Here is a 24,836-nt window from a genome sequence, read left to right as displayed (position 1 = left end):
TCTGTCTGTGACAAGCGGTATCTCGTATCAGAATAAAACCGCTTCATTCTTTTGTCTTTGCGGCATTATGCGCCGCGAGAGCGTTTCTCTTCATGAACCCTTCGAAACGCTCGATATTTTCAATTCTTCCCATCTTGTCCGAAAACCGTTTCACAATTTTCGGAATGCGCACCAGTGTCAGCTTCCGTTGCTTGAAGTTTCGGCCTTGGCATTTGCCACCGGCTTCGGCTTTTCGATCGGAAAGAATGTATAGGATAGCGTGATCGTCTTCACGTCCTTCAGATCGGGATCGTTGATGATCTCAGGATCGACAAAGAACACAACTGGCATTTCCATGTCTTCGCCCGGCTTCAGGGTCGTGTCCGTGAAACAGAAGCATTCGACCTTGTTGAAATAGGCTCCGGCCCGGCCCGGCGCGACATTGAAGCTCGCGCGGCCATAGGTCGGCTCATCGAACAGGTTGCGCGCTTCATATTTGATCATCGTCGTTTCGCCGATGCGAACCGTGACCTCGCGCTGCACGGGCTTGAAATCCCATGGCAGCCCATTGGCTGTGTTGGCATCGAAACGCACCTTGATCGTTTTGTCGAGAATGGTATCGGAATATTGCTCCACGCGCTGCGTCGTGCCGCCATAGCCTGTCACCTGACAGAAAATGCGGTACAACGGCACGGAGGCATAGGCTGCACCGATCATGCAGACAAAGAAAGACAGGCAAGCAAAAGCAATCGTCGCGTTTGAACGCTGTTGCTTCCTCAACTTTTGATCCTTCTCGTGCAGATCAGGCATATTCCCCTCCAATTTTCCTCCCGGAACAGCCTGTCAGAGAGGCCGTACCAGAATATTGGCTCCCAGTTTCGCAATCGTGCCGACATAGACAAGCAGCACGAACAGCGCCAGAGCGATTGCCAAGCCCCAAGAGCGATTGCGCTGGGCTTTCTTCTGCTGTTCCGTTGGAACGATCAGTTCCAATTCGCTGTCCACCGGCTTCTGTACGGCCTTATCCATTAGAGCACTCCAAAGGCAGCCAGTGCCTTGACCGCAAGTGTTTCAACAAGCAGCACCGCAAACAGTCCCGACAGGTAAAGCAGCGAGAAGCGAAACAGCTTGCGGGCGGCCGCCAGCATTGCAGGCTGCGATCCGGCAGCCCACAGGCGCCATGCATAATAAAGGAAAGCCAGTCCGAGCAGCGTGGAAACCGCGCCATAGACAGGCCCTGCAAAGCCGAGCACCCAAGGGAGGACGCCGACCGGAGCCATAATGATGGAATAGAACAGCGCCTGACGACGGGTTGAAAGCTCGCCCTTTACGTTCGGCATCATCGGAATACGCGCCGCTTCATAATCAGTTGACGAGAACAGGGACAGCGCCCAGAAATGCGGCGGCGTCCACAGGAAGATAATCATGAACAGGACTAAGCTGTCCCAGGTGATTTCGCCGGTCGCGGCGGCCCAGCCGATCATCGGAGGAAATGCGCCAGCGGCACCGCCGATAACGATGTTCTGCGGCGTCGAGCGCTTCAACCACATCGTATAGATGACGGCATAGAAGAAGATCGTGAACGCCAGCAATGCGCCCGCCAGCCAGTTGACCATGAGGCCGAGCGTGATGACGGAGAATGCGGAAAGCGTCAGCCCAAACGCCAGCACCTGATTGGGTGCTATAACGCCTGCAGGAATGGGGCGGTTACGCGTACGCTTCATCACCGCATCGATATCCGCGTCGTACCACATGTTCAGCGCACCGGATGCGCCGGCGCCAACCGCGATGCACAAGATGCTGATGGCGGCAAGGACAGGATTCATATGTCCCGGCGCGACCACAAGACCGACCAGCCCGGTGAAGACCACGAGGGACATCACGCGGGGCTTCAAAAGAACAAGGTAATCGCGCGCGGTCGCCTCTGAGAGAGCGAGTGCGTCATCGGTACCTGCGTTTTTTTCCACCAGAGACATTTTAACTTCAAAAACCTCGAGTTCACCGGTCCGAACCCGCGCCCCTACAGCGCAGACCGCACCATCATAACAATGTCCTCCCGGAAACCATTCTGTTCCCGCCGGAAATGCCCTGTTTGATGGCCGATTTTTTCGGCTACCGGCGACGGGCGGAACAGAATGCCGCCCGCCCATAGCACATTTTGTAAAGAAGGGCGAAGTCTTTTCCCGACTCCGCCCCATCGCACGATTACTTGATGCGCGGCAGCTGTTCCCACTGGTGGAACGGAGGCGGCGACGACAGCTGCCATTCCAGCGTGGTTGCGCCCTCGCCCCATGGGTTTGCACCGGCTTCACGCTTCTTCGCGAATGCCTCGAAGACATTGTAGAGGAAGATCAGGACGGCGAAGCCCGAAATATAGGAGCCGTAGGAGGACACCATGTTCCAGCCTGCATAGGCATCCGGATAGTCGATGTAACGGCGCGGCATGCCAGCAAGACCAAGGAAGTGCTGCGGGAAGAAGACCAGGTTCACACCAACGAAGGTAACCCAGAAATGCAGCTTCGCCGTGAACTCATTGTACATGTAGCCGCTCATCTTCGGGAACCAGTAGTACCAGCCCGCGAAGATCGCAAACACCGCACCCAGCGACAGCACGTAATGGAAGTGGGCCACGACGTAGTAGGTGTCATGCAGCGCGCGGTCGAGACCGGCATTGGCAAGCTGAACGCCCGTCACACCACCGACCGTGAACAGGAAGATGAAGCCGATCGCCCACAGCATCGGTGCGCGGAAGGTGATCGAGCCGCCCCACATCGTCGCGATCCAGGAGAATATCTTGATACCTGTCGGAACCGCGATGACCATCGTGGCGAACACGAAGTAACGCTGCGTGTCGAGTGAAAGGCCGACCGTATACATGTGGTGCGCCCAGACGACGAAGCCGACGACACCGATGGCGACCATGGCGTAGGCCATGCCGAGGTAACCGAAGATCGGCTTGCGCGAGAAGGTCGACACGATGTGGCTGACGATGCCGAAGCCCGGCAGGATCAGAATATACACTTCCGGATGCCCGAAGAACCAGAACAGGTGCTGGTAGAGGATCGGATCACCGCCGCCATCGGGCGTGAAAAAGGTCGTTCCGAAGTTGCGGTCGGTCAGCAGCATGGTGATGCCGCCTGCCAGAACCGGCAGCGAAAGCAGAAGCAGGAACGCTGTCACCAGCACGGCCCAGGCAAAGAGCGGCATCTTGTGCAGCGTCATGCCCGGCGCGCGCATGTTGAGGATCGTGGTGATGAAGTTGATCGCTCCGAGGATCGACGATGCGCCAGAGATGTGGATTGCCAGGATGGCGAAGTCCACGGCCGGTCCGGGCTGACCCGAAGTCGACAGAGGCGGATACAGCGTCCAGCCGCCGCCAGGACCCCAGCCGCCCGCCGGACCCGGCATGAACAGCGAGATGAGCAGCAGCAGCAGCGCAGGCGGCAGCAGCCAGAACGAAATGTTGTTCATGCGCGGGAAAGCCATGTCCGGCGCGCCGATCATCAGCGGCACCATCCAGTTGGCGAAACCGCCGATCAGCGCAGGCATGACCATGAAGAAAATCATGACCAGGGCATGTGCCGAGGTGAACACGTTGAACATATGCTTGCCGGCATCGAGAGCCGCATCGCCCTCAACACCGTAAACCATCTGCGCCAAACCGTGGAAGATCTGGATGCCCGGCTCCTGGAGTTCGGCGCGCATCGCGATGGACAGCGCGCCGCCGATGATACCGGCGATGATTGCAAAAATCAGGTACAGGGTACCGATGTCTTTATGATTGGTCGAGTATACCCAACGAACCCAGCCGTGAGGCTTGTGGTCGTCGTGGGCACCATGCTCGTGAGCTGCTGTGCCAGCCATGGAATTCGCTCCCGTTTTTCAACAGTCTTGGCGTTCGGGATCAGAGACCCGCCGCAGCCACCTTATCGTTTGCGCCACCTTCGACAGCGGCCTGAAGCGCCTTGTTGGCGCCATTCAGATCCGATCCCGCAGCGGCGATCCAGGTCTGATACTGCTCCTTGGAGACAACGCGCACGGCGATTGGCATGAAGCCGTGATCCTTGCCGCAAAGCTCCGAGCACTGACCGTAGTAAAGGCCTTCCCTGTCCGCCTTGAACCAGGCTTCGTTGATACGGCCCGGGACAGCGTCCATCTTCACGCCGAAGGCCGGGATCGTCCAAGAATGGATGACGTCGGCAGCAGTTACGAGAAGACGAACCGTTTCGCCAACCGGAACCACGACTTCGTTGTCGACGGCCAGGAGACGCGGATAGCGGGACTTGTCTTCCTTGCCGGCAGCGGCGCGATCACCATCCTTCAGAAGGAGGGAATCAAAGCTCACCGGATTATCGACCTGATACTCGTAACCCCAGTACCACTGGTATCCTGTGGCCTTCACCGTCAGCGTCGGATCTTCCGGCGAATATTGCGCCGTCAGAAGCTGGAAAGACGGGACCGCCAGGAACAGAAGAATGATCACGGGCCCGATGGTCCAGATCACTTCAATAGCGGTATTATGGCTGGTTTTGGACGGCTCGGGGTTTGCGCTTGCGCGAAAGCGAAGCACGACCCAAACCAGCAAAAACAGAACCAGCAGGGTAATCGGAATAATGAACCAGAGCGTATAACGCTCAAACCAATGAATCTGTTCGGCAATCCCAGTCGCTGCGTCCTGAAATCTCCATTCCCAGGGACGGGGCTGATCCGCAAAAGCGGCACCAGTCGTCCACAGCACTGCAAGAGCGCCGCCGAAGGCGCCCTTCGTTGTGGCAACAATCTTATCCACCAGAACTCTCTCCCTTTTCGCCCTTTCGAGCTGGACGCCGGACGCTAAAGACGGCCGCATCCCCCGTCGGCGTTCAAACCACACCTTAGCGCACACCGCAAGGAAGGCGAATATGTTCCTGTGCGGCATTTTTGCGCGCAGCCGCGCGAAGAATTGCGAATGTCCCGGATTATTCGGCCTGGCGGAGTTATTCCAGCCCACCACGAAAACTTTGGAAAACCGCACGAAACCCTTAATGAAGCCATGATTTGACAAGACGCTTCCTTTAACGTGCCGCGTGACAATCGATGCAACAGACGGTATCACCGTTGCTATGATGGCCAGGACAGAGAAACGCCGGTCGCGGCGCTTTTCATGGCCAATGCAGCGCGTTAACGTCCCGGTGATTCGATCTGGAGATTTCATGACTTTTCGCATGCTTGCCCGCCGCACGATCAGCCAGCGCCTCGCAACACTAGCAACGGGCGCCAGCATGGCGCTTGCCATTGCTACGCTTCCTTCGCTTGCCCAGCAGGCACCGGCGCAGTTACAAACCCCACAGGAGGCACCGGCTGCGCAGTCGCAGGCGGCTCCGTCCAGCCCGCAGCAGAGCGGCAAGCTCAAGTCGCAGCACGGCGCATGGTCCGTTCTCTGTGACACGCCCGCTGGTGCAAAGACGGAACAGTGCGCGCTGATCCAGAACGTGGTCGCTGCAAAACGTCCGGAACTCGGCCTTTCGGTTGTCGTTCTCAAGACGGCTGACAACAAGGCCCGCATTCTTCGTGTTCTGGCGCCGCTTGGTGTCCTGCTTCCCAATGGCCTTGGCCTCAATGTCGACGGCAAGGACATTGGTCGCGCCTATTTCGTCCGCTGCTTCGAAGACGGCTGCTACGCCGAGGTGATCCTTGAGGATGATCTTCTCAAGACGTTGCGCTCCGGCAAGGCTGCGACCTTCATCGTCTTCCAGACACCGGAAGAAGGGGTTGGCATTCCCGTCGATCTGAAGGGCTTCGGCGAAGGCTTCGACGCCCTGCCCTGATCACAACTGCGATGACCGGTTGTTCTCAACCGATTTAAGGCTTACATCCTGCAGCAAACACATGCTGCAGGATTTATTTTTATGAAAAGCCTGATCGACAGTTTCGACGCCAGCCGCGATGATATCGAGCGCCTTGTCGCCCAAAGCCTGAAAGGCAGCGACGATGGCGAACTCTTCGTGGAATATCGCGAGGCGGAGGCTCTCGTTTTCGACAATGGCCGCCTCAAGACCGGCTCCTTCAATCAGGATCAGGGATTCGGGTTGCGATCGGTCGCTGGTGAAGCCATCGGCTATGCCCATGCGGGTGATCTGTCTATCGCCGCCTTGCGACGCGCTTCCGATGCGGTTTCCGCAACCCTCAAGGGCTACAGCGGGAGTTATTCGGCGGCGCCTGCTGGCACCAACCGTCATCTTTACACGGACGAAAATCCCATCGGTTCCCCGACCTTTGACGCCAAGGTGCAACTGTTGCAGCAGATCGACGCCTATCTGCGCGCCAAGGACCCGAAGGTGAGACAGGTTTCCGTTTCGCTTGCAGGATCGTGGCAGCAGGTCGAAATATTGCGTGCCGACGGTCACTTCGTGCGCGATATAAGGCCCATGGTCCGGTTGAGCGTCTCGGTGGTGGCAGGCAATGGCGACCGCCAGGAATCAGGTTCTCATACGGTTGGCGGACGCAAGGGATTTGGCGAATTCGTCACGACTGAAAGCTGGCAGCATGCCGCCGATGAGGCATTTCGGCAGGCGCTCGTCAATCTGGAGGCCATCCCCGCCCCCGCAGGCACATTCGACATCGTTCTGGCAAACGGGTGGCCGGGCGTGATGCTGCATGAAGCGGTTGGCCATGGGCTGGAAGGCGACTTCAATCGCAAGAAGACCTCCGCTTTTGCCGGTCTCCTCGGCCAGCAGGTTGCATCGAAAGGCGTGACGGTGGTCGACGACGGCACGATCGTCGAGCGTCGCGGCTCTCTCACCATCGACGATGAAGGCACGCCGACCAATCGCACCGTGCTGATCGAGGACGGCAAACTCGTCAACTACATGCAGGACCGCCAGAATGCGCGCCTGATGGGCATGGAAGCAACCGGCAATGGGCGCCGAGAATCCTATGCTCATGCACCCATGCCACGCATGACCAACACCTACATGCTTTCAGGCGACAAGTCGCCTGAGGAGATCATCGCCTCCATGAAGAAAGGCATCTACGCCGTTTCCTTCGGTGGCGGCCAGGTGGATATCACATCCGGCAAATTCGTGTTCGGCTGCACGGAAGCCTACATGATTGAGGACGGCAAGGTCGGCGCGCCGATCAAGGGTGCGATGCTGATCGGCAACGGCCCGGATGCGATGCAGCGTATTTCGATGATCGGCAACGATATGAAACTCGATACTGGCAGCGGCAATTGCGGAAAAGGAGGCCAGTGGGTTCCCGTCGGCGTCGGCCAGCCGCATTTGCGCATGGATCAGGTAACGGTGGGCGGCACGGCTGTATAGCCATGCCCTCACGCCATGCGAGCGCAGATATTTATTAGCTTCATCTTGCTTGCGGATAAGAGCGGTAAAGTGCAGGTTACGGATACGGCTGCATGGCGACTTTCAATGCCGCGCCGATCTGGAGAGAGAAATGCCTCAATCGCCCTACGACTGGACGGGCAAGCGAACGGAGAAGCGTGACCGGCAGAGACGGGTCCTGGTCGTGACAGCCATCGCCATGGGAGCGCTCATCCTCGTCCTTGGCATGGTGGATGGCCTATTGATCCTGCTAGGCTGATATGCTGCCCGTCTACATAATTGATTGCACAGGAATAGAGAGCGCTGACGAACTCTGGCGACGTTATCTTTCCGCCGTTCCTGCGGAAAATCCTGAAGCCTTCGGCTACACACTGGACTCGTTCTGCGACGCAGTGCAATGGCAAGGTCCCGGCTGGCCGGGAGAGTGCGAACTCGTTTTCCAGAATGTCGATGCGCTCGCCAAGTTGAAAACACGCGGCGGTCAACCGTTTCTCGAAGCGTTCATCCGCCTCGCAAACGAAACCGACAGAATAACCATCAGGCTTTCGTAAAAGCCGGTTCTCGTCTTAGACGCCCGGCTCTTCTTCCAGCAAACCGGTTACGAAATCGAACAGGCCCGGACGGCGATCGCGGCGAAGACGTTCGGCCTCGATAATAGATTTGATCGCGGCGAAGGAGCGGTCGAGGTCTTCATTGATGACGATGTAATCGTACTTCACCCATTTCTGGATTTCGAAGCGGGCATTCTGCAAGCGTGTCTCGATGACATCCGCCGTGTCTTCGGCGCGGCGGTTCAGGCGCTGCTGCAGTTCGCGCATGGTCGGCGGCAGGATGAAGATAGAGACCACATCGGCAGGCATCTTTGCCTGCAACTGGTCTGCGCCCTGCCAATCGATGTCGAAGAGCATGTCCTGACCGTCGGCCAGCGCAATCTCGGCAGTTTCACGGAGCGTGCCGTAGAAATTGCCGTGAACTTCGGCCCATTCGATCAGTTCGTCATTGTCCCGCAGACGCTCGAATTCGCGTATGGTCTTGAAATGGTAGTGGACCCCCTCGATCTCGCTCGGGCGGCGCTGGCGCGTCGTCACACTGATCGACAAGGAGAGGTTCATCTTCTTGTCTTCCAGCAAAAGCCGGGCGATGGTCGACTTTCCCGCCCCGGAGGGCGATGAGATCACCACCATCAAGCCTCTGCGTGCGACGCCATTTTCAACCGAAGAGATGGCCATGATACCTGTTACTCCAGATTTTGTACTTGTTCGCGAAACTGATCCACGACCGCCTTCAGTTCCAGACCGATGGCTGTGATCGACGCCGCGTTCGATTTGGAACACAGTGTATTTGCTTCACGATTAAATTCCTGTGAAAGAAAATCGAGCTTGCGCCCGATGGGGCCGCCGTCAGCAAGAAGTTTGCGGGCGGACGCCACATGCGTTTCCAGCCGGTCAAGTTCTTCCTGAATATCGGCCTTGGTCGCCAGAAACGCCGCTTCCTGATAGAGCCGCGCTTCATCGAGTTCACGCGCGGCATCCAGCAGGAGGGCCACCTGCCCCGCAAGACGGGCCTTGATCGCATCGGTACTGCGCGAGGGGTCACGGCGGGCACTCTCGGTCAGTCGTTCGATAGTATCGACATGCGCGGACAGAATGGTGAAAAGAGCCTTGCCTTCCTGTTTGCGAGCATCGGCAATTGCCTTGAGCGCCTCTTCAAAGCTCGAGACGATGGCCGCTTCCAGCACGCCGCGTTCATCTTCGTTGTCAGCCACCTGTACCTGATCGATGATGCCACGCAGCGAAAGAATGCCATCAACACTCGCAGGCGCGAGACCGTGCCTGGCCTGCAAATCCGCACCAAGCTTGAGGACCTCGGCGAGCATCGCCTGGTTGATGGTGAAACCGGCCTGAGCCTCACTGCGTTCTACGCTGAGGCTTGCCTGAAAATTCCCGCGTGAAAAATGGCGTGCCAGCATCGAGCGGACTGGGTGTTCCGCCGCTTCCAGACCTTGCGGCAGACGCAGCCGGAGGTCGAGCCCCTTGCCGTTGACGGAACGCACCTCCCAGACAATGCGCACGTCTCCGCCGTCCACGGTGTGCTGCACGGCGTGGCGTGCAAATCCGGTCATGCTTTGGAGCGCCATGCGTTCCATCCCCTCAACTCATGTCCGCAGAGGTGCGGACTTACTCAAAAACCGAACCGAAGCCGGCATCTGCCGCCGGCTTCGGTTAAAACAAACTCACCAGAGGCCGCTCTATTGTCCCGCGCTCTGATCTGGAACGTTGCCGCTATTCCTCTGCTGTTCCACGGAGCGCCACTTGCGAACATTGGCGTTGTGCTCCTGCAACGTCTTTGAGAACACGTGGCCACCCGTTCCGTCGGCGACGAAATAGAGGTCTTCCGTATCCAGCGGGTTGGCAACAGCTTCCAGTGCCGCCTTGCCCGGATTGGCAATGGGCGTCGGCGGCAGACCGTTGATCACATAGGTGTTGTAAGGCGTCGGCTTTTCGATGTCCGACTTGAAGATCGGGCGATCAGACGGCTTGCCGGCCCCACCGAACAGACCATAGATGATGGTCGGATCGGACTGGATGCGCATGCCCTTCTTCAGGCGGTTGACGAAGACCGAGGCCACATGCGGGCGCTCGGACGCGATCCCGGTTTCCTTTTCCACGATGGAAGCCAGCGTCACGAATTCGTTCTTGTCCTTGACCGGCAGGTCGGGATTACGCTTTGCCCAGGCTTCGTCCACGAGCTTCTTCTGGGAGGCGATCATACGGTCGATGATTTCCGAACGCGTCGTGCCGCGAGTGAAATTCAGCGTATCGGTGAAGAGCGAGCCTTCCGGTGGCATGTCCTTCGGCATATCTCCGACAAGAATCGGATCAACCGAAATACGGTCGAAAATCTGCTTCACCGTCAGACCTTCCGGGATGGTCAGCGGATACATGATGGACTTGCCGCTGATGAGAATATTCATCACATCGCGCATCGTCGCCCCGGCAGGGATGGCGTATTCGCCCGCCTTCAGATCATTTTCGTGTCCGAGCGTGCGCATACCATAGCGGAAGATGCGCGCATCGCTGACGATTTCACGGTTTTCCAGACTATTGGAGACTTCGGCAATGCCGGCACCGCGCTTGACAAGAAATGTGGTCTCGGCAGCAAGCGGACCCGGAGCATCGAACTGCATCTTGCCGAAATAGAACAAGGCGGACGCGCCGAGCAGAACGAGCACGACGAGCGACAGCATGAAGTTCATGAACACCACGATCTGGCTGCGCGCATGGCGTGAACGCTTGCGCGGCGGCGGCGTTCCCGGCTCGGGGCGCAGAGCTTCAGACGCAGATTTCGGCACGAACGGCTTTGAAGTCGCGTTCGTTTCCTGCGTCGCGCCCGTGGGCTGCTCGTCCGCGGGCGGTGTTCCGGATGGTGCCTCTGAATTCACTCAATCACCTCGGTCCAGAGCCCTGAATAGTTCAGCCAAACTATACGAAAAGCTCCGTCTATCTTTTTTGGCGCAGCTTCCGACATTTCCGTCGAATGCCGCCCAGAACGGCTATGCACTTAATTTCGTCAGAGCGGATGAAACTCTTCGGAGTTGCGACCACACTAACCGGTGTTCACAATTTTAAACATCGCATCCGGTTATATTTTGGCAAAAACGCGGAGAAATCCCCGCGTTTTTTGATTCCGAGATTTATTTCAGCAATACCGATCAGGAATATCGGCGCAGGATCAGCGAAGCATTGGTTCCGCCGAACCCGAAGGAGTTCGACAGCGCCACATCGATCTTGCGTTCACGGGCCTTGTGTGGAACCAGATCGATCTTCGTGGAGACCGCAGGATTGTCCAGATTGAGCGTCGCAGGCGCGATGTTATCGCGGATGGCAAGCGTCGAGAAAATCGCCTCGGCAGCACCAGCAGCACCCAGCAGGTGACCGATGGACGACTTGGTCGAAGACATCGAAACTTTCGACGCGGCGTCGCCAACCACGCGCTCGACAGCGCCCAGTTCGATGGTATCGGCCATGGTCGAAGTGCCATGCGCATTGATGTAGTCGATCTGGTCCGGCGTGATTCCGGCGCGCTTGATGGCCATTTCCATGCAGCGCTGCGCACCCTCGCCGTTCTCGCTTGGAGCGGTGATGTGGTAAGCATCGCCGGAAAGACCATAACCGATGACTTCGGCATAGATCTTCGCGCCGCGCGCCAAAGCGTGTTCAAGCTCCTCAAGAACCACAACGCCCGCACCTTCACCCATGACAAAGCCGTCGCGGTCTTCATCATAAGGACGCGATGCCGCGGTCGGGTCATCGTTGCGCTTCGTGGAGAGCGCCTTGCAGGCAGCGAAGCCTGCAAGCGAGATGCGGCTTACCGGGGATTCCGTACCGCCAGCGACCATCACATCCGCATCGCCGAAAGCGATCAGGCGGGCAGCGTCGCCAATGGCGTGCGCGCCGGTCGAGCAGGCGGTGACGACCGCGTGGTTCGGGCCGCGCAGCTTGTGCTTGATGGAAACATGGCCGGAAGCCAGATTGATCAGACGGCCGGGAATAAAGAATGGCGAGATGCGTCGCGGACCCTTGTCGCGCAGCGTATAGCCCGCTTCGACGATGCCTTCGATGCCGCCGATGCCGGAACCGATAAGAACGCCGGTGCGAACCTGGTCTTCGTCGCTTTCTGGATGCCAGTTGGCGTCGTCCAGCGCCTGATCGGCAGCGCCGACGGCATAAACGATGAAAGGATCAACCTTGCGCTGTTCCTTCGGCTCCATATGGAGGTCGGCATTGAAGGTGCCATTGGTGCCATCGCCAACCGGGACGCGGCAGGCAATCTGGCAGGCCAGATCATCAACTTCAAATTCCGTGATGCGGCGAGCACCGCTTTCACCGGCAATAAGACGCTTCCAGGTCTCTTCGACACCGCTGGCAAGCGGCGACACCAGACCAAGACCGGTGATGACGACACGCCTCATATCCACCCCTTAAAATTCTGTTATGTCACAAGCACCGCGCCCCGCAGGCTTTAACCGGCAGAACATATGTCCGGGCCTGACTGAAAGGGATGGTGCTCCAATTGTTAATACCGGAGCCTGCCATATCGAACGCGTTCTCGACCAGCGTTCGGACAGATTCACAACAGGCCTCGAACGGACCTTTGTGCATGTGCGTTTCGACCGTGAATACGAAAGAAACAGCCAAAGACAAGCAGGGCCGGGATTCGCGAGAACCCCAGCCCAATGCTCAAGTTCAGATTAGGCAGAAGCCTTGTCGATGAACTTCACAGCGTCGCCGACCGTGAGGATCGTTTCGGCAGCGTCGTCAGGAATTTCAACGCCGAATTCTTCTTCGAAAGCCATGACCAGCTCGACCGTGTCGAGGCTGTCTGCGCCGAGGTCATCGATGAAGCTTGCGCCTTCCGTGACCTTGTCGGCATCTACGCCCAGATGTTCAACAACGATTTTCTTGACGCGCTCTGCGGTATCGCTCATGTCGGAACCTCGACCTGTGTGTTTGTTGCTCTGCCTTGGTTAGCGGCATGCAGGATTGTAATCAAGTTATAAGATGTCTGCCAAGTTTCGAGCGAAGCCGCCCGGACAGTCATCCTGTGGATATTCCTTTCGGAACAGGATCGCAGCGCTTCTACTCAGAATGCCGCAATTCTCGATGGGCGCATTACCATGCTTCTTGAGCAAGGCAAAGCGCCTTTTCCTTCTCCACCCCCCGTATTAAGGCATTTTATACCATAATCGAGGGGAGAAGGAGGGTTAGATCATGGCCATGCCACCATTGACGTGCAGGGTCTGGCCGGTCACATAAGCTGCCTCATCGCTTGCCAGATAGACGACGGCAGCAGCAATATCGCCCCCAACGCCCATGCGCTTCATGGGGATATTGCTCATGATCGCATCCTTCTGCTTTTCGTTCAGCTTGTCGGTCATGGCCGATTCGATGAAGCCCGGAGCGATGCAGTTCACTGTAACATTGCGGCTTGCGATTTCCTGCGCCAGCGACTTGGAGAAGCCGATCAGCCCTGCCTTCGATGCACAGTAATTCGCCTGGCCGGGGTTACCGGTGACGCCAACGATGGAGGTGATGTTGATGATGCGGCCATTGCGGCGGCGCATCATGGGATGGGTCAGTTCGCGCGTCAGGTTGAAGACGGACGTCAGGTTGACGTTCAACACGGCATCCCAGTCCTCGTCGCTCATGCGAACGAAGAGCCCGTCGCGGGTAATCCCGGCATTGTTGACCAGAATGTCGACGCCGCCCATCTCCTCTTCGGCCTTCTGGCCGAGGGCCTTTACAGCTTCGCGGTCGGAAAGATTGGCCGGAAAGATGAAGGTGCGGTCGCCAAGTTCAGCGGCAAGTTCTTTCAGCTTTTCCTCACGCGTGCCATGCAAGCCCACGATTGCGCCCTGCGCATGAAGTGCGCGGGCAATCGCTTCACCGAGGCCGCCGGTTGCGCCGGTTACCAGAGCCTTGCGGCCAGTCAGATCAAACATGCGAAGTCCCTTTTAAGCGTTGAGGGCGGCGAGCGCCGCTTCGATTTCTTCAGCCGAACCGACAGCCACGCCAGCCACATCCTTCGAGATGCGGCGCGCCAGACCGGTCAGAACCTTGCCCGAACCTACTTCATAAAGCGTGGTGACGCCATTGGTCGCAAACCATTCGACAGTTTCACGCCAGCGCACCTGACCCGTGACCTGCTCGACGAGTAGATCGGCAATCTCGTTGGCATCGGTGGCGGGCGCTGCGCGCACATTGGCGATAAGCGGAACGATTGGATTGTGCTTTTCGACCGAAGCGAGCGCTTCGCGCATGGCGTCAGCGGCAGGCCCCATCAAAGTCGAATGGAAGGGCGCGGACACCGGCAGCATGATGGCGCGCTTGGCACCTTTTTCGGACGCCAGCCCGGCAGCCAGTTCGACCGCAGCCTTGGAGCCGGAAATAACGAGCTGACCACCGCCATTGTCATTGGCGATCTGGACCGAGCCCGAGGATTTTGCTTCTGCACAGACAGCTTCCACGTCGCCATGCTCCAGACCGATGATGGCCGCCATGGCGCCTTCGCCGACGGGAACGGCTTTCTGCATCGCGTTGCCTCGGATGCGCAGGAGACGTGCCGTATCGGCAAGCGAGAATGTTCCTGCCGCGCAAAGCGCGGAATATTCACCAAGCGAATGCCCGGCGACGTAGGAAACCTTATCCTTCAGGGAAAAGCCGCGCGCTTCCATGACCCGCAGCACGGCCATCGAGACCGCCATCAGCGCAGGCTGGGCATTAGCGGTCAGCGTCAGTACGTCTTCCGGTCCCTCGAACATGGTAGCGGAAAGCTTTTCGCCCAGTGCCGCGTCCACTTCCTCGAAAACAGCACGCGCTTCTGCAAACTGCTCTGCCAGAGCCTTGCCCATGCCTACAGCCTGGCTGCCCTGCCCGGGAAAAGTGAATGCTACCGCCATGAAAACCTCTTTCATCTTTGCAATTAATTGCACAATTTGGCGCGATGTGCCCCAGCGCGGGCAGCAAAGTCAAGTATTTCCCGGTTTTTGTGTCGTTTGCGCCTTGCAAAGCCGGGGAAAAACACGTAATAGCCGCCCGTTCATTGCTCGGCACCAGCTGGGGGCTGAACGGAGGGCCGGTCAAACAGTGCAATTAATTGCGCTATTGTCCGTAGAAGTCATAAGCGCTTCTGCCTCCCGTGTCTCCGCTCTCGACCGTCTCAAGTTGCGCGTCCTTTCTTCTCCGGCCTGCCGGATCAAGAGAAGTCGCAGAGGCTTAGCCGCTGGTGTTAGCATGTTGTAACAGAAGAAAGGCAAAGCCAATGGCTCTTTATGAACATGTGCTTCTTGCCCGCCAGGACATTTCCCAGCAGCAGGTCGACGCTCTCGTCGAACAGTACAAGGGTGTCCTCGAAGCTAATGGCGGCAAGGTCGGTAAGGTCGAAAGCTGGGGTCTGCGTCCCCTCACCTACCGCATCAAGAAGAATCGCAAGGCGTATTACACGCTCGTGAACATCGACGCTCCGGCTGCAGCCGTTGCCGAAATGGAACGCCAGATGCGTATCAACGAAGACGTTCTTCGTTTCCTCACCGTTCGCGTTGACGAACATGAAGAAGGCCAGTCGGCCATGCTCACCCGCCGTGACGACCGTCGCGAACGCGATGGTGATGATCGTCCGCGCCGCCGTGAAGGTGGTTTCGACCGTGGCGATCGCGGTGATCGCGGCCCGCGTCGCCCGCGCGACAACGAAGTTGGTGAAGGAGCATAATCATGGTTGATATCAATCAGATCCCGACCCGTCGTCCTTTCCATCGCCGTCGCAAGACGTGCCCGTTCTCCGGCGCAAACGCACCGAAGATCGACTACAAGGACATCAAGCTTCTGCAGCGTTACATTTCCGAACGCGGCAAGATCGTTCCTTCCCGTATTACGGCCGTCAGCCAGAAGAAGCAGCGTGAACTCGCCAAGGCGATCAAGCGCGCCCGTTTCCTCGGCCTGCTGCCTTACGTTGTGAAGTAAGAACACGAATTCGGGAGGTGGTTCGCCTCCTCCCGTTTCCTCCGTTGCGATGGGCGTAGCGGATGTACCAAAAACCCGAGTTGGGGCAGGGTCCTCTAACTGCACGAACCGGCCAGACCGGAGCAGGACAGCGAAACTGATGAAATTCAATGGAACCATTATCGGTATCGGCATATTGGCGGGGCTTGCCTCGGCCTTGATGTCGTCCGGCGTCATCATGCAAGGTGGCGCGATGGCCGCCGCCATGGCCATGGTTCTCTATTTCCTGACACCGCTTCCCATCTTCGTCGTTGCCCTTGGCTGGGGGTCGAGCGCCGGTATCGTTGCCGCCGCCACCGCCACGGTTGCCGTCGGCGTAGTCGCTGTTCCGATCGCAGCACTCCTGATGGCGTTGACGAGCTTCGTACCTGCGGCGACGGGAGCGTATCTTTCCGGCCTCGCACGGCCAGCGGAAGAACTCGGCGGACCGAAGGATATTCTGGTCTGGTATCCGCTGTCGGACATCATCTTCCGCCTTGCCCTGATGGTGGCGCTCAGCTTCATCGTCATCGGCGCCATTCTTGGGTTCGGCCCGGACATGGCGCGCGAACTCGCTAGCACCCTTATCGACCAACTTGCGGAAGCCGATCCCCAGTTCACGGCCAGCGAAGACATTCGGGACAATGTGACCGCGCTCCTGATGGTCGTCTTGCCTGCAATCCAGCCGGCAACCTGCCTCGCTATTCTCGTTGGCAATCTTTATCTGGCGCAGCGCCTGATCTCGATGTCGGGTCGCCTGCGCCGTCCGCGTGACGACTGGCCCGCGACGCTGCGCATGCCGCGCCCGGCTTTGCTTGTCTTCGCGGTCGCTCTTGCGGTCGCATTTCTTCCCGGCGGCGCCCGGATTGATTGCGACCGTCATCGCCGGCGCTCTCAGCGCAGGCTTCATGATGTCAGGTCTTGCCATCATGCATTTTCGCACACGCGGCAAGGTCTGGCGCCCGGTGGCGCTGTGGCTTGCCTACTTTGCGATCATACTTTTCGCATTCCTGCTTTTCATCTTCATGGTTCTCGGACTTTTCGACACTTCGCGCGGCGCGCCGGTTTCGAAAATGCCTGGCGCCGACAGTCAGTAAACCCGATCAGAAACTCGAAAGGAAACTCCAATGGAAGTCATTCTTCTGGAACGCATTGGCCGCCTCGGCCAGATGGGCGAAACCGTCAAGGTCAAGGATGGCTATGCCCGTAACTTCCTGCTCCCGCAGGGCAAGGCTCTTCGTGCCAACGAAGCCAACAAGAAGAAGTTCGAAGGCCAGCGCGCCCAGCTCGAAGCCCAGAACCTGGAACGCAAGAACGAAGCCAGTGCCGTTGCTGAAAAGCTCAATGGCGAAAGCTTCATCGTCGTGCGTTCGGCTGGTGAAACCGGCCAGCTCTACGGTTCCGTTTCGACCCGTGACATTGCCGAAATCATTTCGGCCAACGGCTTTACCCTGCACCGCAACCAGGTTGAACTGAACCACCCGATCAAGACGATCGGCCTGCACGAAGTCTCGATTTCGCTGCATCCGGAAGTTCAGGTTCAGGTAACCGTCAACATCGCCCGTTCGACTGAAGAAGCCGAACGTCAGGCAAAGGGTGAAGACCTGACCTCGATCGAAGCCATCTACGGCATCGAAGAACAGCCTCTGTCGGAAGAAGTTTTCGACGACGAAGACGAAGCTGAAGATCAGGCTTAATTAGCCACCTATTATCCGTGGGAATGCCCGGCCAAGCGTCGCTCATTCCCATCGTGGTAAACTTTATATGATCATGCCCGGCGGCCTTCGCCGGGCATTTTCTCTTTTCAGATCGGTAAAACTCCCTATTCTGTTCATTAGTGTTGGATTGCAGAGGGTGCCGACGGAAACGTCTGCGTTGCTTGGGCTTTCCCAAGGCCGATTGACCGACTGGGATATTGCCTGAAATCTGATGACAGAGCGGCTCTGATACCTTGCACCGCCGCCTGCCATGCAAACGCATGGACGTGCACTCGCTTCAATCCTGGAGAGGAGATGGGGCCGATGTATGGAATGTTGCGTACTGTTCTTTCGCATATGATTAAAACCGGTGACCTGACGGTCACCGATTCGGAGGGGTCGCGATTTCAGTATGGCGACAAGACCGGCGCGCCGGTTCATGTTCAGTTCAAGACCAAGCACGCCGAGCGCGCCGTTGCGCTCGACCCGGAACTGAAGCTTGCCGAATGTTTCATGGATGGCGAGATCGATTTCCTGGAAGGCGATATCTATACGCTGCTTCAGGTGGTGTTCGAAAACACCGGGCCGACGGCAGCGACCGAGCCATGGATGAAAGCCGCCGGAAAACTGCGCGTGCTCTTCCGCCGCTTCCAGCAGATGAACACGATTTCGCGTTCGTCGAGCAATATCAAAAGTCACTACGATCTCTCGGGCGAGCTTTACGACCTGTTTCTCGATCCCGACAAGCAGTATTCCTGCGCCTATTTCGATCCGCCGAACGCCACGCTTGCCGAAGCGCAGCTCGCCAAGAAACGCCACATCGCCGCCAAGATGCTGGTAAAGGAGGGCGACAAGGTTCTCGATATCGGCTGCGGCTGGGGCGGCATGGGGCTTTATCTGGCTCGCCACCTCAAGGCCAATGTCACAGGCGTAACCTTGTCCGAAGAGCAGCACGCCATCGCCAACCAGCGCGCAAGGGATGAGGGGCTGGCCGACAGGGCGAAATTCGAGCTGACCGATTATCGCAACATCGACGACAAGTTTGACAGGCTTGTTTCGGTGGGCATGTTCGAACATGTCGGCGTGGGGCATTTCGCTGAATATTTCCAGCATGTCGCGCGGCTGATGAAGCCGGATGGTGTTTTTCTGCTGCACGCCATCGGACGGGCCGATGGGCCGGGTGCGACCAATCCATTCATCCGCAAATATATCTTCCCCGGCGGTTATATTCCGGCGCTTTCGGAAGTTCTGCCGCATATCGAGAAAGCTGGACTCTATGTCACCGACATAGAAATCCTGCGGCTGCATTACGCCGAAACACTGAAAGCATGGCGAGAGGCGTTCATGGCCAATCGCGACAAGGCCAAAGCGCTTTATGACGAGCGCTTCTGCCGGATGTGGGAATTCTATCTGGCCGCATCGGAAAGCGCGTTCCGCTGGCAGAACATGATGGTGTTCCACATCCAGATCGCCCACAAGCAGGAATCTGTTCCGCTGACCCGCAACTATATCGAGGCCGAAGAAAAACGCCTTAAACGTCTCGACAGTGCTCCCAAGGGAGCCAATAGCGAGGTGCGGGCGGTCAAGAAAAGTATGAACGCCTGAAACCATTCCCGCCAATCGGAGAGTCGGTCCGCGTCAACAGCGGACTGACAAAACCGAGATCGAAACTGTGGATCAGTGTGAATCATGGTATAGCTTGTCTCTTCCAGCTGGAATCACCCGAAGCTTCGTTGCGTTTGGCATCGCTTGAGGGCTAGCTGGTTGCATCAGGGACAGGATTTGGAATCATGGCGGAAGCGGCGGTACGCAAACTCGACGACGCGCGGGAGCAGAAAGACGCGCTCTATCGCGAAGCACCCCACAATATTGAAGCGGAACAGGCGCTGCTCGGCGCCATTCTGATCAATAATGATGCGTTTTACCGGGTATCGGACTTCCTGAAGCCTACCCATTTCTTCGAGCCGCTGCATCGTCGCATCTATGAGATCACCACCGATCTCATCCGCGTTGGCAAGATGGCCAATCCGGTGACGATGAAGACCTTCCTGCCCACCGAAGGCAAGGTGGGCGATCTCACCATATTCCAGTATGTGACGCGCCTCGCCACCGAAGCCGTCACCATCATCAACGCCGAAGACTATGGTCGTGCGATTTACGATCTGGCGACGCGCCGCGCGCTGATCGGCATCGGCGAAGACATGGTGAACGTTGCCTATGACGCGCCGGTTGACATGGCGCCGCAGGAACAGATCGAAGATGCCGAGCGACGCCTGTTCGAACTGGCGGAGACGGGACGGTATGACGGTGGCTTCCTGCCCTTCAAGGACGCGGTGACGACTGCCGTGGACATGGCCAACGCCGCTTTCATGCGCGATGGCCATCTTTCCGGCGTTTCGACCGGCATTCATTCGCTTGACGCCAAGATGGGCGGCTTGCAACCCTCGGACTTGATCATCCTCGCTGGTCGTCCGGGCATGGGCAAGACCTCGCTTGCCACCAATATCGCCTTCAACATCGCCAACGCCTATGAAGGCGAACAGCAGGCCGACGGCTCGATGAAGGCCGTCAATGGCGGTGTCGTCGGGTTCTTCTCGCTCGAAATGTCGGCGGAACAGCTCGCAACCCGTATCATTTCCGAGCAGACGGAGGTTTCCTCCTCGAAAATCCGCCGCGGTGACATCACCGAAACCGATTTCGAAAAGCTGGTCGCGTGCTCGCAGGTGATGCAGAAAATCCCGCTGTATATCGATCAGACCGGCGGTATCTCGATCGCCCAGCTTGCAGCACGCGCGCGTCGCCTGAAGCGCCAGCGCGGCCTCGACGTTCTCGTCATCGACTATGTGCAGCTGATGACCGGCTCATCGAAAGCTTCCGCACAGAACCGCGTGCAGGAAATCACGGAAATCACTACCGGCCTCAAGGCGCTGGGCAAGGAACTCAACGTTCCCATCATCGCGCTCTCACAGCTCTCCCGTCAGGTGGAAAGCCGCGACGACAAGCGCCCCCAGCTCTCCGACCTTCGTGAATCGGGCTCCATCGAGCAGGACGCCGACGTGGTGCTCTTCGTGTTCCGTGAGGAATATTACGTCAAGAACCTCGAGCCGCGTGACGAGTTCGATCCGAAATACGAGGAATGGAAGCAGCATTTCGAAAAGGTGCGCGGCACCGCCGACGTGATTATCGCCAAGCAGCGTCATGGTCCGACCGGCACCGTCAAACTCGCCTTCCAGTCTGAATTCACGCGATTTGCAGATCTGGCCGAGGGTTCTTATCTGCCGGAGCAGTATGAATAAGTTTTCCCAAGTCAAAGGACGCGTCTGATGGCCAAGGCGCGCGTTCAATTCATCTGCCAGAACTGTGGCACGGTCCATTCGCGCTGGGCGGGCAAGTGCGACTCCTGCGGCGAGTGGAACACGCTTGTCGAGGAAGGCACCAATAGCGGCATCGGCTCCGGACCCGGCGCCATGTTGTCCAAGCGCAAGGGACGCGCCGTGGCGCTGACCTCGCTCTCCGGCGACATAGAAGACGCGCCACGCATCATTTCCGGCATAAGCGAGCTTGACCGCGTGACAGGCGGCGGTTTCGTGCGCGGTTCCGCTCTTCTCATCGGCGGCGATCCTGGGATCGGCAAATCCACCTTGCTGACGCAGGCAGCCGCCGCCCTTTCCAATCGCGGCCATCGCATCGTTTATGTTTCGGGCGAAGAAGCCGTCGCCCAGATCAGGCTGCGCGCGCAGCGTCTGGGTGTGGCATCGTCAGCGGTGGAGCTTGCCGCCGAAACCAATGTCGAGGACATTATCGCCACCATTTCAGACACCAAACGGCCCGATCTCGTCATCATCGATTCGATCCAGACGCTGTGGACCGACATGGCGGATTCCGCACCGGGAACCGTGACGCAGGTGCGTTCCTCCGCGCAGGCGCTGATCCGCTATGCCAAGCAGACGGGCGCCGCTGTGGTGCTTGTGGGCCATGTCACCAAGGAAGGCCAGATCGCCGGGCCTCGTGTGGTAGAACATATGGTCGATGGCGTTCTCTATTTCGAAGGCGAAGGCGGGCATCACTACCGCATCCTGCGCACGGTGAAGAACCGTTTCGGTCCGACCGACGAGATCGGCGTCTTCGAGATGTCCGACGGGGGCCTGCGCGAAGTGTCCAACCCGTCCGAACTCTTCCTTGGTGAGCGCAATGCGAAGGCTCCGGGTGCGGCGGTCTTCGCCGGCATGGAAGGCACGCGTCCGGTCCTGGTGGAAATACAGGCGCTTGTTGCCCCCTCCTCGCTCGGCACCCCCCGCCGTGCGGTCGTCGGCTGGGATGGCGGACGGCTTGCCATGATCCTCGCCGTTCTCGAATCGCATTGCGGCGTTCGTTTCGGCCAGCACGATGTCTACCTGAATGTTGCGGGCGGTTATCGTATCAGCGAGCCTGCTGCGGATATAGCTGTGGCTGCTGCACTTGTTTCATCCATGGCCGGTATTGCCCTTCCGCCAGATTGTGTTTATTTCGGCGAAATCAGCCTTTCCGGTGCTGTTCGTGCGGTAACGCATGCGGTACAGAGGCTCAAGGAAGCGGAGAAACTCGGCTTCCGGCAGGCAGAAGTGCCCGGTGGCAGTGGCGAACTCTGGAAAGATCGCAGCTTCCGCCTCATGGAAACTTCCGCCTTGCCCGATCTTGTTGCGCGCATCGCGGCTTCAGGCTCCGGAAAGAAGCAATAAATCTGGAGTTTTATGACTGGAAGAATCTGTCAACCTTCCGGTGATAAACTTCAGCATCTTTGACTGCCCTGCGCATGGATCATTTTGCGCATAATAACTGAGGACAGGCCAGAATGCCGATAACCATGCTTGATGGAATTCTGCTCGGGATAACGCTGGTTTCAGCCATTCTGGCGATGGTGCGCGGTTTTTCCCGCGAGGTGCTGTCGCTGGTGTCATGGGCTGCGGCTGCCGCTGCAGCTTATCTATTCTACCAACCAGTTCTGCCTTTCGTACAACCGTATATCAACAACGAAACCATCGCGAAGATTGCAGCCGCTGGCGCGGTTTTCCTCGTGGTGTTGATTGTCGTGTCATTGATTACGATGAAGATCGCCGATTTCATCATCGATAGCCGTATCGGTGCACTCGACCGCACGCTTGGCTTTCTGTTTGGCGGTGTACGCGGGGTGCTTCTCGTTGTCGTCGCCATGCTGTTCTTCAACTGGCTCGTCCCGACAAACCAGCCAGCTTGGGTAACGAATGCGAAATCAAAGCCGATGCTCGATTCGTTCGGCCAACAATTGATCGACCTTCTGCCAGCAAATCCCGACCAGATGATTGAAAAATTCAAGCCTCAACAGACTGCTCCCGCTTCCGGCGAGCAGGAAGAAGCGCCGGTTCCGGACGATACGCCTGCACAGCAATAAGCCGTTCCGAGATATGGAGAAGCCGCCAGCCCCGCTGACGGCTTTTTCAATTCCGGAAATAAACATGGTCAATGCAAAACAGCCATATCGACGTTCAGACATTGTCATTTTGCATCCGCGATCATATTTCAGGCGGGAATTTGCGAGATTATTCGTGAGCGTCATGCGATACTGATGTTCATGAGATCATATCGACGCATCGATGAACTCTTCGCTTTTAACAAAAAGCCATCTTGTGATAGAGAGGCGCCTGAAGTCTTTACGCATGTCGTAAATCGGAAAACCGGTTTTCCCTTTTCCGGAACATGCTTTAGTTGCCTCTGCAATCGAAAGGCCTTGCGGCAATGACCAGCCATTCTTCTGAAAATGCCTCCTTCATGCTGGATGAAGATACCCTGCATGAAGAGTGCGGCGTATTTGGCATTCTTGGCCACGAGGACGCTGCCGCGCTGACGGCGCTGGGCCTGCATGCCCTCCAGCATCGCGGGCAGGAAGCCGCCGGCATTGTTTCCTATCACAACCGCCGTTTTCATTCCGAACGCCACATGGGCCTCGTCGGCGATCATTTCACCGACGCGGCAACGCTGAACCGCCTGCCGGGCGACCGCGCCATCGGCCATGTGCGCTATTCCACCACCGGCGAGACGATCCTGCGCAACGTGCAGCCATTGTTCGCGGAACTGGAAGTCGGCGGCATCGCCATTGCCCACAACGGCAACTTCACCAACGGCATTACGCTGCGCAAGCAGTTGATCGCTTCGGGCGCGATCTTCCAGGCGACCTCCGACACCGAAGTCGTGCTGCATATGATTGCCCGCTCGCGCCACTCATCCTCCTCCGACCGTTTCGTCGATGCCATCCGGCAGGTCGAAGGCGGCTATGCCATGCTGGCGCTGACCCGCACAAAACTGATCGCCGCGCGCGATCCCATCGGCATCCGTCCGCTCGTCATGGGCGAGCTTGATGGCAAGCCTATCTTCTGCTCGGAAACCTGCGCCCTCGATATCATCGGTGCGAAATATATTCGCGATGTCGAAAACGGCGAAGTCATCATCTGCGAGATCCAGAAGGACGGCTCCATAACCACGGAATCCATCAAGCCCGAGAACCCGCAGCCGGAACGGCTCTGCCTGTTTGAGTATGTCTATTTCGCCCGCCCCGACTCCGTCGTCGGCGGTCGCAGCGTCTATGTCGCGCGCAAGAACATGGGCATGGAGCTTGCCAAGGAAGCCGGTATCGAAGCCGACGTGATCGTGCCGGTGCCCGATGGTGGCACGCCTGCCGCTCTTGGTTTCGCGCAGGCCAGCGGCATTCCGTTCGAATATGGAATTATCCGCAACCATTATGTGGGCCGCACCTTCATCGAGCCGACGCAGCAAATTCGTGCGCTTGGCGTCAAGCTGAAGCACTCGGCCAATCGCGCCATGATCGAAGGCAAGCGCGTCGTGCTGGTGGATGATTCCATCGTGCGCGGCACCACTTCCGTCAAGATCGTGCAGATGATCCGCGATGCAGGCGCCAAGGAAGTGCATATCCGCGTGGCAAGTCCAATGATTTACCATCCGGATTTCTACGGTATCGACACCCCCCATGCCGATAAGCTGTTGGCAAACCAGCACAAGGACCTCGAATCCATGTGTCGCTATATCGGCGCGGATTCCCTTGCGTTCCTTTCCATCGACGGGTTGTACAAGGCTGTCGGCGGCAAACCACGTGATCCGAAGGCACCTGCCTTTACCGATCACTACTTCACGGGTGAATATCCGACCCGTCTCCTCGATCAGGAAGGCGAGAGCAACGTCCATACGCTGTCTCTCCTCGCCAGCAACGGCTGATCGCAAAATCCTTCCACTCAGGCGGCTCAAAAGGCCGCCTGTTTCTTGTGTTTGAATGACAT

General features: G+C 57.9%; 24 protein-coding genes and 1 pseudogene. 13 read left to right on the top strand and 12 right to left on the bottom strand.

The window, feature by feature from the left end:
• Positions 1–177: 177 nt before the first annotated feature.
• The 5 genes from OINT_RS02605 to coxB form a co-directional block, all read right to left on the bottom strand.
• Positions 178–789 (bottom strand): cytochrome c oxidase assembly protein, encoded by a 612-nt coding sequence (locus OINT_RS02605; protein WP_006466234.1) that lies wholly within the window; start codon positions 787–789, stop codon positions 178–180.
• Between the two features lie 33 nt (positions 790–822).
• Positions 823–1,008, bottom strand: a complete 186-nt coding sequence (locus OINT_RS02600) for a hypothetical protein (RefSeq protein ID WP_006466233.1) — start codon at positions 1,006–1,008, stop codon at positions 823–825.
• Positions 1,008–1,955 carry a heme o synthase gene (locus OINT_RS02595; protein WP_039852310.1) on the bottom strand — a complete coding sequence of 316 codons (948 nt, stop codon included), beginning with the start codon at positions 1,953–1,955 and terminating at the stop codon, positions 1,008–1,010. The genes OINT_RS02600 and OINT_RS02595 overlap by 1 nt, the downstream gene beginning before the upstream one ends.
• Positions 1,956–2,184: 229 nt before the next feature.
• Positions 2,185–3,843: a cytochrome c oxidase subunit I gene (ctaD, locus tag OINT_RS02590; protein ID WP_006466231.1), complete on the bottom strand. Its 1,659-nt coding sequence runs from the start codon at positions 3,841–3,843 to the stop codon at positions 2,185–2,187.
• 40 nt (positions 3,844–3,883) lie between these two features.
• Complete coding sequence (coxB, locus tag OINT_RS02585) at positions 3,884–4,768, bottom strand: cytochrome c oxidase subunit II (RefSeq protein ID WP_025091927.1); 885 nt, start codon at positions 4,766–4,768, stop codon at positions 3,884–3,886.
• A 403-nt stretch (positions 4,769–5,171) separates the two neighbouring features.
• On the opposite strand from coxB, the gene OINT_RS02580 reads away from it, so the two are divergent.
• The 4 genes from OINT_RS02580 to OINT_RS02570 all read left to right on the top strand — a co-directional run bounded on the left by OINT_RS02580 (position 5,172) and on the right by OINT_RS02570 (position 7,849).
• Complete coding sequence (locus tag OINT_RS02580; protein WP_006470683.1) at positions 5,172–5,786, top strand: invasion associated locus B family protein; 615 nt, start codon at positions 5,172–5,174, stop codon at positions 5,784–5,786.
• 81 nt (positions 5,787–5,867) lie between these two features.
• Entirely contained in the window at positions 5,868–7,280 is a 1,413-nt protein-coding gene (gene tldD, locus OINT_RS02575) for a metalloprotease TldD (protein ID WP_006466229.1), read from the top strand.
• Positions 7,281–7,410: 130 nt separating this feature from the next.
• Entirely contained in the window at positions 7,411–7,557 is a 147-nt protein-coding gene (locus OINT_RS23750; RefSeq protein ID WP_006466228.1) for a hypothetical protein, read from the top strand.
• A gap of 1 nt (position 7,558) precedes the next feature.
• On the top strand, positions 7,559–7,849 hold the full coding sequence (locus tag OINT_RS02570; protein ID WP_006466227.1) for a hypothetical protein: 291 nt from the start codon (positions 7,559–7,561) through the stop codon (positions 7,847–7,849).
• 15 nt (positions 7,850–7,864) lie between these two features.
• On the opposite strand, the gene gmk is transcribed toward OINT_RS02570, so the two are convergent.
• The 7 genes from gmk to fabD form a co-directional block, all read right to left on the bottom strand.
• Positions 7,865–8,527 carry a guanylate kinase gene (gene gmk / locus OINT_RS02565; RefSeq protein WP_006466226.1) on the bottom strand — a complete coding sequence of 221 codons (663 nt, stop codon included), beginning with the start codon at positions 8,525–8,527 and terminating at the stop codon, positions 7,865–7,867.
• 8 nt (positions 8,528–8,535) lie between these two features.
• Positions 8,536–9,435 (bottom strand): YicC/YloC family endoribonuclease, encoded by a 900-nt coding sequence (locus OINT_RS02560; RefSeq protein WP_006470680.1) that lies wholly within the window; start codon positions 9,433–9,435, stop codon positions 8,536–8,538.
• Between the two features lie 111 nt (positions 9,436–9,546).
• Complete coding sequence (gene mltG / locus OINT_RS02555; RefSeq protein ID WP_006466224.1) at positions 9,547–10,740, bottom strand: endolytic transglycosylase MltG; 1,194 nt, start codon at positions 10,738–10,740, stop codon at positions 9,547–9,549.
• 270 nt (positions 10,741–11,010) lie between these two features.
• The gene (fabF, locus tag OINT_RS02550) at positions 11,011–12,270 is read right to left on the bottom strand and encodes a beta-ketoacyl-ACP synthase II (RefSeq protein ID WP_025091922.1); all 1,260 of its coding nucleotides are present in this window, start codon (positions 12,268–12,270) and stop codon (positions 11,011–11,013) included.
• Between the two features lie 279 nt (positions 12,271–12,549).
• Entirely contained in the window at positions 12,550–12,786 is a 237-nt protein-coding gene (locus OINT_RS02545) for an acyl carrier protein (RefSeq protein WP_002963616.1), read from the bottom strand.
• Between the two features lie 276 nt (positions 12,787–13,062).
• Positions 13,063–13,800 (bottom strand): 3-oxoacyl-[acyl-carrier-protein] reductase, encoded by a 738-nt coding sequence (fabG, locus tag OINT_RS02540; RefSeq protein WP_006466222.1) that lies wholly within the window; start codon positions 13,798–13,800, stop codon positions 13,063–13,065.
• Between the two features lie 12 nt (positions 13,801–13,812).
• Positions 13,813–14,757, bottom strand: coding sequence for an ACP S-malonyltransferase (gene fabD, locus OINT_RS02535; RefSeq protein WP_039852861.1), 945 nt, complete (start codon positions 14,755–14,757; stop codon positions 13,813–13,815).
• Positions 14,758–15,119: 362 nt separating this feature from the next.
• Between fabD and rpsF the strand changes: the two genes are divergently transcribed.
• The 9 genes and pseudogenes from rpsF (at position 15,120) to purF (ending at position 24,774) form a co-directional block, all read left to right on the top strand.
• Complete coding sequence (gene rpsF, locus OINT_RS02530) at positions 15,120–15,566, top strand: 30S ribosomal protein S6 (RefSeq protein ID WP_025091919.1); 447 nt, start codon at positions 15,120–15,122, stop codon at positions 15,564–15,566.
• A gap of 2 nt (positions 15,567–15,568) precedes the next feature.
• Positions 15,569–15,817, top strand: a complete 249-nt coding sequence (gene rpsR / locus OINT_RS02525) for a 30S ribosomal protein S18 (protein ID WP_006466219.1) — start codon at positions 15,569–15,571, stop codon at positions 15,815–15,817.
• A 139-nt stretch (positions 15,818–15,956) separates the two neighbouring features.
• Positions 15,957–16,932: pseudogene (locus OINT_RS02520) on the top strand (DUF2232 domain-containing protein).
• A gap of 30 nt (positions 16,933–16,962) precedes the next feature.
• The gene (rplI, locus tag OINT_RS02515; RefSeq protein WP_006470673.1) at positions 16,963–17,532 is read left to right on the top strand and encodes a 50S ribosomal protein L9; all 570 of its coding nucleotides are present in this window, start codon (positions 16,963–16,965) and stop codon (positions 17,530–17,532) included.
• A 324-nt stretch (positions 17,533–17,856) separates the two neighbouring features.
• Positions 17,857–19,137, top strand: coding sequence for an SAM-dependent methyltransferase (locus OINT_RS02510; protein WP_025091917.1), 1,281 nt, complete (start codon positions 17,857–17,859; stop codon positions 19,135–19,137).
• A 185-nt stretch (positions 19,138–19,322) separates the two neighbouring features.
• Positions 19,323–20,828 carry a replicative DNA helicase gene (locus tag OINT_RS02505; protein WP_006466216.1) on the top strand — a complete coding sequence of 502 codons (1,506 nt, stop codon included), beginning with the start codon at positions 19,323–19,325 and terminating at the stop codon, positions 20,826–20,828.
• A 27-nt stretch (positions 20,829–20,855) separates the two neighbouring features.
• On the top strand, positions 20,856–22,250 hold the full coding sequence (gene radA, locus OINT_RS02500; protein WP_006466215.1) for a DNA repair protein RadA: 1,395 nt from the start codon (positions 20,856–20,858) through the stop codon (positions 22,248–22,250).
• A gap of 113 nt (positions 22,251–22,363) precedes the next feature.
• Complete coding sequence (locus OINT_RS02495; protein ID WP_006466214.1) at positions 22,364–22,939, top strand: CvpA family protein; 576 nt, start codon at positions 22,364–22,366, stop codon at positions 22,937–22,939.
• 344 nt (positions 22,940–23,283) lie between these two features.
• A complete protein-coding gene (purF, locus tag OINT_RS02490) occupies positions 23,284–24,774 on the top strand; it encodes an amidophosphoribosyltransferase (RefSeq protein ID WP_025091916.1) in 1,491 nt (496 codons plus the stop codon).
• Positions 24,775–24,836: the final 62 nt, after the last annotated feature.

Source organism: Brucella intermedia LMG 3301 (genome assembly GCF_000182645.1).
GTDB lineage: Bacteria > Pseudomonadota > Alphaproteobacteria > Rhizobiales > Rhizobiaceae > Brucella > Brucella intermedia.
The sequence above is the reverse complement of the archived record's forward strand: the minus strand, read 5'-3'. Positions and strand labels throughout refer to the sequence as shown.

What these genes read in the sequence shown, in the direction of transcription:
- OINT_RS02505 (WP_006466216.1), top strand. Translation starts at nt 19,323, where the DNA reads ATGGCGGAAGCGGCGGTACGCAAACTCGACGACGCGCGGGAGCAGAAA.
- ctaD (WP_006466231.1), bottom strand. Translation starts at nt 3,843, where the DNA reads ATGGCTGGCACAGCAGCTCACGAGCATGGTGCCCACGACGACCACAAG.
- OINT_RS02495 (WP_006466214.1), top strand. Translation starts at nt 22,364, where the DNA reads ATGCCGATAACCATGCTTGATGGAATTCTGCTCGGGATAACGCTGGTT.
- rpsR (WP_006466219.1), top strand. Translation starts at nt 15,569, where the DNA reads ATGGTTGATATCAATCAGATCCCGACCCGTCGTCCTTTCCATCGCCGT.
- OINT_RS02600 (WP_006466233.1), bottom strand. Translation starts at nt 1,008, where the DNA reads ATGGATAAGGCCGTACAGAAGCCGGTGGACAGCGAATTGGAACTGATC.
- OINT_RS02605 (WP_006466234.1), bottom strand. Translation starts at nt 789, where the DNA reads ATGCCTGATCTGCACGAGAAGGATCAAAAGTTGAGGAAGCAACAGCGT.
- fabG (WP_006466222.1), bottom strand. Translation starts at nt 13,800, where the DNA reads ATGTTTGATCTGACTGGCCGCAAGGCTCTGGTAACCGGCGCAACCGGC.
- OINT_RS02580 (WP_006470683.1), top strand. Translation starts at nt 5,172, where the DNA reads ATGACTTTTCGCATGCTTGCCCGCCGCACGATCAGCCAGCGCCTCGCA.
- OINT_RS02510 (WP_025091917.1), top strand. Translation starts at nt 17,857, where the DNA reads ATGTATGGAATGTTGCGTACTGTTCTTTCGCATATGATTAAAACCGGT.
- rpsF (WP_025091919.1), top strand. Translation starts at nt 15,120, where the DNA reads ATGGCTCTTTATGAACATGTGCTTCTTGCCCGCCAGGACATTTCCCAG.
- OINT_RS02570 (WP_006466227.1), top strand. Translation starts at nt 7,559, where the DNA reads ATGCTGCCCGTCTACATAATTGATTGCACAGGAATAGAGAGCGCTGAC.
- radA (WP_006466215.1), top strand. Translation starts at nt 20,856, where the DNA reads ATGGCCAAGGCGCGCGTTCAATTCATCTGCCAGAACTGTGGCACGGTC.
- purF (WP_025091916.1), top strand. Translation starts at nt 23,284, where the DNA reads ATGACCAGCCATTCTTCTGAAAATGCCTCCTTCATGCTGGATGAAGAT.
- tldD (WP_006466229.1), top strand. Translation starts at nt 5,868, where the DNA reads ATGAAAAGCCTGATCGACAGTTTCGACGCCAGCCGCGATGATATCGAG.
- gmk (WP_006466226.1), bottom strand. Translation starts at nt 8,527, where the DNA reads ATGGCCATCTCTTCGGTTGAAAATGGCGTCGCACGCAGAGGCTTGATG.
- OINT_RS02545 (WP_002963616.1), bottom strand. Translation starts at nt 12,786, where the DNA reads ATGAGCGATACCGCAGAGCGCGTCAAGAAAATCGTTGTTGAACATCTG.
- OINT_RS23750 (WP_006466228.1), top strand. Translation starts at nt 7,411, where the DNA reads ATGCCTCAATCGCCCTACGACTGGACGGGCAAGCGAACGGAGAAGCGT.
- fabD (WP_039852861.1), bottom strand. Translation starts at nt 14,757, where the DNA reads ATGGCGGTAGCATTCACTTTTCCCGGGCAGGGCAGCCAGGCTGTAGGC.
- OINT_RS02595 (WP_039852310.1), bottom strand. Translation starts at nt 1,955, where the DNA reads ATGTCTCTGGTGGAAAAAAACGCAGGTACCGATGACGCACTCGCTCTC.
- OINT_RS02560 (WP_006470680.1), bottom strand. Translation starts at nt 9,435, where the DNA reads ATGGCGCTCCAAAGCATGACCGGATTTGCACGCCACGCCGTGCAGCAC.
- fabF (WP_025091922.1), bottom strand. Translation starts at nt 12,270, where the DNA reads ATGAGGCGTGTCGTCATCACCGGTCTTGGTCTGGTGTCGCCGCTTGCC.
- rplI (WP_006470673.1), top strand. Translation starts at nt 16,963, where the DNA reads ATGGAAGTCATTCTTCTGGAACGCATTGGCCGCCTCGGCCAGATGGGC.